The 422-nt window shown below is 63.0% G+C and carries 1 protein-coding gene; it reads left to right on the forward strand.

Annotated features, from left to right (window positions below):
- A partial coding sequence (locus H9S92_RS14095) for a hypothetical protein (protein ID WP_187467342.1) occupies positions 1 to 422 on the forward strand: 422 nt, incomplete at both ends.

Raw genomic sequence — 422 nt, forward strand, 5'->3', positions numbered from 1 at the left:
TACCCCGTGCTGAACATCGGTGGCCGCATCTTCGGTCTCCGCTCCGGCGAAGCGATCTGCAACATCGGCGTGACCTACGCCGACGGCGAAGCGATTGTGACCTGCCCCTTCACTTACAAGTTTGTGCGGACCTACACGGTCATCGACTGGTGCAACCCGGGCGACGTACGCACCTTCACCCAGGTGGTGAAAGTGGGCGACACGACGCCACCGGTCTTCACCGGCCCGAGCCAGGACCGCAACTTTGACGGCATCGCCGACGCCGACCTGGTTTACACGACCAATGCGGGCAACATCTGCGCTGCCTACATCCGCCTCGACGCCGCTGGTGTCCGCGCGGTAGACAACTGCTCCGGAACCAACGTAACGATCACGGCCAACATCTACCCCGGTGCTGACCTGAACGCTACGCCCATCGGCTC

Source organism: Neolewinella lacunae (genome assembly GCF_014349155.1).
GTDB lineage: Bacteria > Bacteroidota > Bacteroidia > Chitinophagales > Saprospiraceae > Neolewinella > Neolewinella lacunae.